The sequence below is a fragment of the Pyrobaculum sp. genome, assembly GCF_049971835.1.
Taxonomy (GTDB): domain Archaea; phylum Thermoproteota; class Thermoprotei; order Thermoproteales; family Thermoproteaceae; genus Pyrobaculum.
Map to the genome: position 1 here is coordinate 1 of NZ_JBMFKV010000107.1, position 6,811 is coordinate 6,811.

Annotated in this window: 8 protein-coding genes and 1 pseudogene; 5 read left to right on the top strand and 4 right to left on the bottom strand. The window is 58.2% G+C overall.

Going from position 1 to position 6,811, the window contains the following annotated elements:
• Positions 1-115: 115 nt before the first annotated feature.
• Entirely contained in the window at positions 116-958 is an 843-nt protein-coding gene (locus ACP5J3_RS09380; protein ID WP_428495449.1) for an AAA family ATPase, read from the bottom strand.
• Positions 959-1,003: 45 nt separating this feature from the next.
• Here ACP5J3_RS09380 and cmr4 point away from each other — a divergent pair, with 45 nt between their 5' ends.
• From cmr4 to cmr6, 4 genes are read left to right on the top strand one after another with little or no spacing between them, the layout of a single operon-like run.
• Positions 1,004-1,852 (top strand): type III-B CRISPR module RAMP protein Cmr4, encoded by an 849-nt coding sequence (gene cmr4, locus ACP5J3_RS09385; protein WP_428495450.1) that lies wholly within the window; start codon positions 1,004-1,006, stop codon positions 1,850-1,852.
• Positions 1,840-2,271, top strand: a complete 432-nt coding sequence (locus ACP5J3_RS09390) for a hypothetical protein (RefSeq protein ID WP_428495451.1) — start codon at positions 1,840-1,842, stop codon at positions 2,269-2,271. The genes cmr4 and ACP5J3_RS09390 overlap by 13 nt, the downstream gene beginning before the upstream one ends.
• Positions 2,268-3,386 (top strand): RAMP superfamily CRISPR-associated protein, encoded by a 1,119-nt coding sequence (locus ACP5J3_RS09395; RefSeq protein WP_428495452.1) that lies wholly within the window; start codon positions 2,268-2,270, stop codon positions 3,384-3,386. The genes ACP5J3_RS09390 and ACP5J3_RS09395 overlap by 4 nt, the downstream gene beginning before the upstream one ends.
• Complete coding sequence (cmr6, locus tag ACP5J3_RS09400) at positions 3,377-4,087, top strand: type III-B CRISPR module RAMP protein Cmr6 (protein ID WP_428495453.1); 711 nt, start codon at positions 3,377-3,379, stop codon at positions 4,085-4,087. Before ACP5J3_RS09395 ends, cmr6 begins: the two co-directional genes overlap by 10 nt.
• 350 nt (positions 4,088-4,437) lie before the next feature.
• Here the strand turns inward: cmr6 and ACP5J3_RS09405 are convergent, their stop codons facing one another.
• From ACP5J3_RS09405 to cas6, 3 genes are all read right to left on the bottom strand, one after another.
• A complete protein-coding gene (locus ACP5J3_RS09405; protein WP_428495454.1) occupies positions 4,438-4,830 on the bottom strand; it encodes a PIN domain-containing protein in 393 nt (130 codons plus the stop codon).
• Positions 4,814-5,059 (bottom strand): hypothetical protein, encoded by a 246-nt coding sequence (locus tag ACP5J3_RS09410; protein WP_428495455.1) that lies wholly within the window; start codon positions 5,057-5,059, stop codon positions 4,814-4,816. The genes ACP5J3_RS09405 and ACP5J3_RS09410 overlap by 17 nt, the downstream gene beginning before the upstream one ends.
• 774 nt (positions 5,060-5,833) lie before the next feature.
• Entirely contained in the window at positions 5,834-6,580 is a 747-nt protein-coding gene (gene cas6 / locus ACP5J3_RS09415) for a CRISPR system precrRNA processing endoribonuclease RAMP protein Cas6 (protein ID WP_428495456.1), read from the bottom strand.
• Positions 6,581-6,628: 48 nt separating this feature from the next.
• On the opposite strand from cas6, the pseudogene ACP5J3_RS09420 reads away from it, so the two are divergent.
• Positions 6,629-6,811 (top strand): annotated as a pseudogene (locus tag ACP5J3_RS09420) (hypothetical protein); the annotation flags it as partial.

The following is a 6,811-nucleotide window of genomic DNA, read 5'->3' on the forward strand; positions in this document are numbered from 1 at the left end:
AGTGCACGTCACTTGGCATCTTGTATTCGAGCTACAGTTTGGATCTGTAACGCAGTAGCAATTAGGGCTACCCCTGTTACAGCTACAGCTCGTGGAGATGTTCAGCGCGGTGCAGTTATCCCAAGGCCGCGACATAAGCTTCTCTCTCCCTTGCAAACATCGCCACGTCGCTCAACGCCTCGATAACCTTTGATTTTCCACCCTCTATGTAGTAGCTACTCCACTTCCGCTCCTTTGCCGCCTTCAGCGCCAGGCCGCTGTGGGTCTCAATCATTACTGTCTGTGGGATCTCTGTAAGTAGCTCTATGAGTTTAACTATCCAGTCGTGGTGGAGGCCTGTCTCGAAGGCGTCTATGAGAATAATGGACTTCTCCGGGGCGGCTTCTATGGCGTATAGTATGGCCAGCAGTCTGAGCTCCCCGTAGCTGAGTCTATTCCCTTCAACCCATTTGTCGAGTCTGTATGCGTATTTGTAATACACAGACCAGAGCCCGACCCCCAGGGTCTTCAGCCTCCGAGCGATGCGAGAAGCGATGTAAGGATCCTCAAAGAGAAATTCCCCACTTACCTCAGGCTCGCCACCGCAGGCGTCGATGGGTCCCTTCTGCCAGCCTACGTATACGGCGCACTGGTTTACAAACGCCGCCTTTACGCCGCCGCTGGTGTTAAACCGCACCTCCCCCTCTGCGCCTGTGCTGTCGATTAAACGCACATCTTCATACAGCGACAGCTGTCCCTCTGAGTATTTGAGCGTGTAGCGGTCGAGCCTTATGTAACCCCCCGGTTTGAAGTCGTCTCTGCTTATTCTAAAAGAGGCCCCGGCTAGAGCCTTGGCGGCTAGATACACGGCGCGTAGAATGTTGGTCTTCCCCGCCCCGTTCGGCCCAAACAACACAATTTTGTTGCCCTTTAACAGAACATATTCCACGTTTCTGTAACCTGCGATTTCAACCTCCATGGACGTATAAAGGCAATTCTTTAAAATACTTTAGAGAATTAACATATGGCTCTATTACTACCACTTGCCGTAGTGGCCGGGACCGCGCTTCACGTGGGCATGGGGAGATCCGAGTCGCATCCCGTAGATCTCCCGGTGCAGAGGGATGAGTTTGACCTGCCCGCTATATGGGCGTCGAGCCTCAAGGGGGCTTTTAGAGCCAGCGCCAGCGGCTGGGGGGGCAGTGTCGTGAGGTGCATCTTCGGCGCCGAGCCTGGCGATGCGGACGTGTCAGAGGCCTCCTCCGCCGTCGCGTTTATGGACGCGAGGCTTTTTATCATCCCGGCGAGGACCTTCAAGGGGGTCTGGATCTACATCACGTCGCCCGCCGTGCTTAGAAACGTGCTTGAGGTGCCCGGCTTTGCTAATTCCCAGATTTTCAAGGAGGTGAATACGATTTACCAGAACGCCCGCAACCCCGAGAAGATCATTGTGTCCCACGACCGCTACCTCCACAACGGCCGTGTGGATATCAACGGATCTATGCACGATGCTGTTGTAGACGCTTCCGTGGCCAGCGCCTTTGGGTCTGTGGCCAAGGCTCTGGGGCTCCCCGAGGTGGGCCTTGCCGTGGTGCCCGACGACTACGCCGTGGACCTTATTAACAAGTCCCTGCTGGTGCAGTACCGTGTGAGGCTTAGCCGGGAGAGGAAGTCGGTGGAAGAGGGGCCGTGGTCGGAGGAGTACGTCCCCCAGTACACCGTCTTCATCTCGGCGGTGAAGGTGGAAAGGCCAAGAGGGTGCGATATGGGGGAGGGGGATGTGGCCCAGAGGCTGAAGGGCTTGACTAGTATGTGGATGGGGGGCAAGGAGACAATTGGGAAGGGCCTTGTGAGGGTAGTATGGATATCGTAAATATTGCCACCCAGTGTATAAATGCGTTGAGAGAACATGTGGGCAACGCCAAGTTTCTAGAGTCCTTCGCGGGTAAGGCGCGGAGGTTCCACACAGAGGTCTACTACCTGGGCCCCCATTTCGTCCTCGCCACAGCCGCCAGCCGCTCCTCTGCATTATTTGCTCTGGAGGGGTTGAGGGGCAGTAACTGCTCCGCCGTCGTGTCGAGCATCGCTGGCCGTCTGGGCCCCAGTGAGGAGGAGGCCGGCTACGGGCTGTACGCCGCCGTCTTTGCGTACGGCGCGGCGAAGCTACTGGGGTTAAGGGTATCTAGTCTAGAAGATGCGGTACGGGCGCTGGGGGAGAACAGGGCGGGGTGGCGCCTGCTATATAGATATGCCCAGTGGCTGAAGATGTTGGCTGAGGCGTATTTCAAATGAGGGCGTCGTTGAGGGTAGTTCTATCGTCGCCTCTCTCCGCTGGCTACTATGACCCGCGGGTACTGGACAGGCGGTTCTACATACGTCCCAGCTCGGTGAAGGGGCTGTGGAAGTGGTGGGCGAGGGCCTTCGTGGCGGGGATCCTCTACGAGAGGGGCTGTCTGAGGGGGCGTTCCGTGGGGCCCTTCCTGGCGGTGCCGGATTGGGAGTCTGCGGAGAGGGTTGTGAGGCACGTGGGCGAGACGCTTGGCCTCGGGATGCCCTCCTTTGCGTCTAAATTCACGCTGGAGACCGCAGTAATTAGGGAGCCGTGGGTTTACAGCGCCTCTGGCCAGAGATACATTCGGGGGCCACGCGGAAATATCTTTCTACACAGGCTCTACCTGACGTCGCTGGGCGGCAGGACTGAGTACGCAGTCGGGGGTGAGTTTGAAATATCTGTGGAGGGGCCGGACGACGTCGTTGTGTTTAACACAGCGGTTTCAATCCTCTTGACGGCTCTTACGCTGGGTTGCGTGGGTAAGGGCGGGAGGAAGGGGCTGGGCTGTCTCGACGTTGTGTCTCCCGGCCCGCCAGTGGGTAAAAACATAGGGGAGTTGATAGAGTACGCAAGGGGGAGGCTGGGCCATCTTATCAGGGATAGGTGCGGCGTCCCTGGGGGGATGCCGCCTATGCCGGCTCTCACGCCTAAGTACAGCGAGGTGTACGAGGTGGTGGGGATCTCTTTGGAAGATCTCCACAACTTTTTCTACAGGCCTCACAGAGCTGTGAAGCTCACCGGTACTTACTTCGACGAGGTGAGGAATAGGCTGGTGGCCTGGGCGATGGGGTTGCCTAGGGGACAGGCGAAACAGGGCACTGGATATTTTTCAAAAGCTGAGCGGAGGGCGTCTACCGTCATGGCGGCCTACCACGAGAGGCATAGGTACTCCGCCTCTGTCGTTACGCTGATTAAATCCGCCGACTGGCCTGCTGAGATAGAGTGGAGCGGCGGGGGTAGCGCGCGAATTAGGGTTGACGAACGGGTGGTGGAGGAGGCGTATGATATTGTGAAAAATGTCTTTGTTGAATACGTCCAGAAGCTGGGGGGTTCTGTCAGGAGGGTATGGCCGTGAGGTGCGGCCCCGATATAAACGCCGTGGAGTGTCTCAACATGATGTATCTGGAGGGCGGGTTTAGGATGAGGCCAGCTGAGTTCAACAGAGAGGCGACTCTGGCTCTGGCTAGTGGCTATAGGAAGGTGGATTTAACTCACGTCGCTAGTTACGTCGAATTTGTGGCGAAGCTGGCGGCTGAGGTTTTCGGAGAGGGCCAAGTACTGCACTACAGAGCGTCTTTAAAGACGCCGCTGGCTGTGCACATGAGGAATTTATACATGCCGCTTGACGTGGCCGTCGCCTGGCACCCAATACTCAACGTGCCTTACATCCCCGCTTCAGCTGTCAAGGGCGCCGCCAGTGCGTATGTGAAAAACCCATGCGGCTTGCCGCCGAATGAGGCATATGGAACCGCGGGTTTTGAGGGGGGCATCGTGTTCTTTGATGCGTATTTGGTGGACGCCCCGCACGGCTTGGTGGAGCCGGAGGTCTTGACGCCGCATTACAGCGAGGCTGGCCTCAAGATTTCGGAAGTGGAGGCGCGGCCCACGCCTCTGGTATATCCAGTTATCCCCCGCGGCGCGGTATTTGCATTCTTAGTGGCGAGTAGGGACAAGAGGTGCGGCCGGGAGGGTCTGAAGAATCTGCTCAAGACTGTTTTGACAAGGGGTGTGGGGGCAAAAACCGCCTTGGGCTTCGGGAGGTTTAGGGTTGAGTAGCGGATCTCCGCAGTGGCCAAGTAAATTATCTTTGATCAAGGGGGCTTTGAACCCCACGTGTACAGGATGGGGCAATGGATGACGTTTGCTTAATGTTTGCGGAGAGCCGGGGAGTGTGAGTTTAAGATTTTTTTGACGCGATCCTACGGATCGATGCGTGGGACGTGTTCATAAAGTGGGAGATTCCGGGTTCATGCGTAGCCGCCTAGAAATCACGGCGGGCCCGCCAAGCCGCCCTCTGTCGGTGGGCCCGGGCGTTGCCCGTGTGGCCTTTTAAGCCAGCCCCGCCTACATGGCGGCGTACTGGTTGCCCACCGTGGGTCGCCGGCGTGATCTCCTTCCTGTCCTATTTAAAGGAACTGCACGACGTCCGCCAGCGCCCCCTTCTTTACTACCTTTTCCAGCTCCTTCTCTCGCATGAAGAGGGCACGTGTGTTTAGCCTCCGTGCTAAGGCGATTGTATAGCAGTCTGGTAGCGATATCGCGTATTTGCATTTGCATATGGCGGCTTCTTCGTGGAGATCGGTGGCTGGGTAGGGCTTAAGCGCCCTGCTTTTAAGTAGCCTCTCCACAGCTTTGCGCGCGGTCTCCGCACCAAGTTTACGGCATAAGACATACATAACCTCTGTTAGGTTGTACTCAGTTATGTAGAGCCGCCAGCCTTTCTTGGCGTATTCCAGCAAGGCGTCTGTGGTCCCCTCCAGAGTCGCGAGTACTACGCTTGTGTCAACTGCCAGCCTCATCCCCGGTTCGTCCTCTCCTAAGCTCAGCGGTGAGGTCGCCGGGCTTGACTAAACGCCGCACTTCCGCCAGCACAGCCGCCAGCTCCTCCACATCGGGGCCCTCGGCGGTGTCTAGGAGGTAGCTGATGGCCTCGTCTAGCGACACTTTGCGCCCCAGGTTGGCCTCCAGCTTGGCTCTGAACTGTATTAGACGGCGTTTTGTGTCTTCTCTTATTTTGATGGATGCCACATTTTCTATATCTCCCACCTTAATTAAATTTCCGTCGAAACGTAGGGCCGGAAACGCCTCGGCCTAAATCTGGCCTAGGATGACGCATTAATCAATGCGGGATTTAGGTCGGTTAGAAAGCCGTGTTTGGAGTGGTCAAGCCGCGGCTTTGCCAGGTGGGGCGCCTGTGGAAATCCGGCGGGGCTGATAAAGGGCCCCGGCCCGTGCAACCGTAGGCCCCGGTTTCAACCCCGGCGGCCCCGCCTTAAAGGGTTCCGCGGTCCTGTATTGCGCCGATACGCCGAATTGGCGGATAGCTCTATGGAGGCGTCTGGGTAACACGGGTTTAGGAGATTGAGCTTGCTTAAATGAGTGGGGTATAACAGCGGGCGGACGGCCGCCAGCGGTGGGGGTACGACGAGTTGCTCCTAATTCCATCGCCCCCTCTCCTCACGTATTCGGTGGTGGATATATCTGCTGACACCGCCTGCGGGGTTGCCGAGCCTAGTCACGCGCTCTGGACTGCTGGAAGCAACAACAACGGTATTCCGAGTATGTTGCCCGCGGCGTGTTGGAGCGCGCCGAACGGCGCATCAAAGGAGGTGTTGCATTCGGCGAGCGCGACACCCAGCCAGCCGAGGAGCGGCGGCTAGAGAGATTAAGTTACATGTTGTAAATCTGCTGTGTAAGATGTTTACAAACATATAAAGACTGCGGCGTCGGCGTCTGTTCTTGTCCGCGTAGGCGTCTGTGAATAGAGTTCATGTAAGTTAAGCGTAGTTACCTGGGGGTGGGCTATGCTAGTTTCTTTATTTCTTTTATCTTGTACTTGCCGAAGCCTATGGCGCGGGATATGCCTACGCCTGTGGCTTGGCCTAGTTTTAGGAGGGCTAGCCAGGTCTCGACGTTGCCGTATATGGCGAGCTCCGCCTTGCCTATGTAGGCGGGGACTGTGCGGGCCTCTCCTATGCCGACGCGGACTGGCCTCACGGCGAAGTGGGTCAGCTCCAGCGCCGTGGGGGCGCGGTCGGCGAGCTGTTTGAGGTCTGTGCCGAACATGTCTCTGTAGGTCTTGGTGAGGCTGTAGGCGATGCGCTGGGGGGAGGGGTAGAGGACGTCTCTGCCGTGGAACATGAAGGCCGTGGGGGCGAAGACCAGCTTGACGGTGGCGAATCCGTGGCCGTCGGGGAGGGCGGGCTCCAGCGCCGTGAGGGAGAGCTGCTCCGCCTCTAGGTGGCAGGGGGCCTCCGGGCGGGGGTTTTTGGACACCGCGGCGAGGAGGTAGTAGGCGTCTTGCTCCGACATCGCCGCCCTTATGGCGAGCCTGGCGCCTGGCTCTAGGACGGCGGCTCTGCCGTCTACTCCGGTGAGGAGGGGCCTCCCGCCGAGGTATATGGGGTGTGCGTATATCTTGTTTTTGGGCTCGGCCTCCCGCCTCGTGGTCTCCACAAGTATTCTGTAGGCGGCCGACCCCGACCAGCCGGCCATTGGGCAGGGACCCTCGGCCCTCAGCCTCAGCTCGACGAGGCGCCACTCCGCCACGTAGAGGGCTCTCCTTGTGTAAAAAAGTTTTTATGTTGGGGGTGGGGTGTGATTGAGGTGGTGGCCTTCGCCCCGCTTAGGGTGGGGGTCTGCAGGGCGTGCGACGCGGCGAGGGTCTTCGGGGTGGACTTGACGGAGGAGCACATCCCCGCCGGCGACTTCCCGGCTGTGCTGGCGGCGCTGTCGTACCTCGGCGGGGTGCCGGTGAGATTTACAAACCCCATGTCTCTC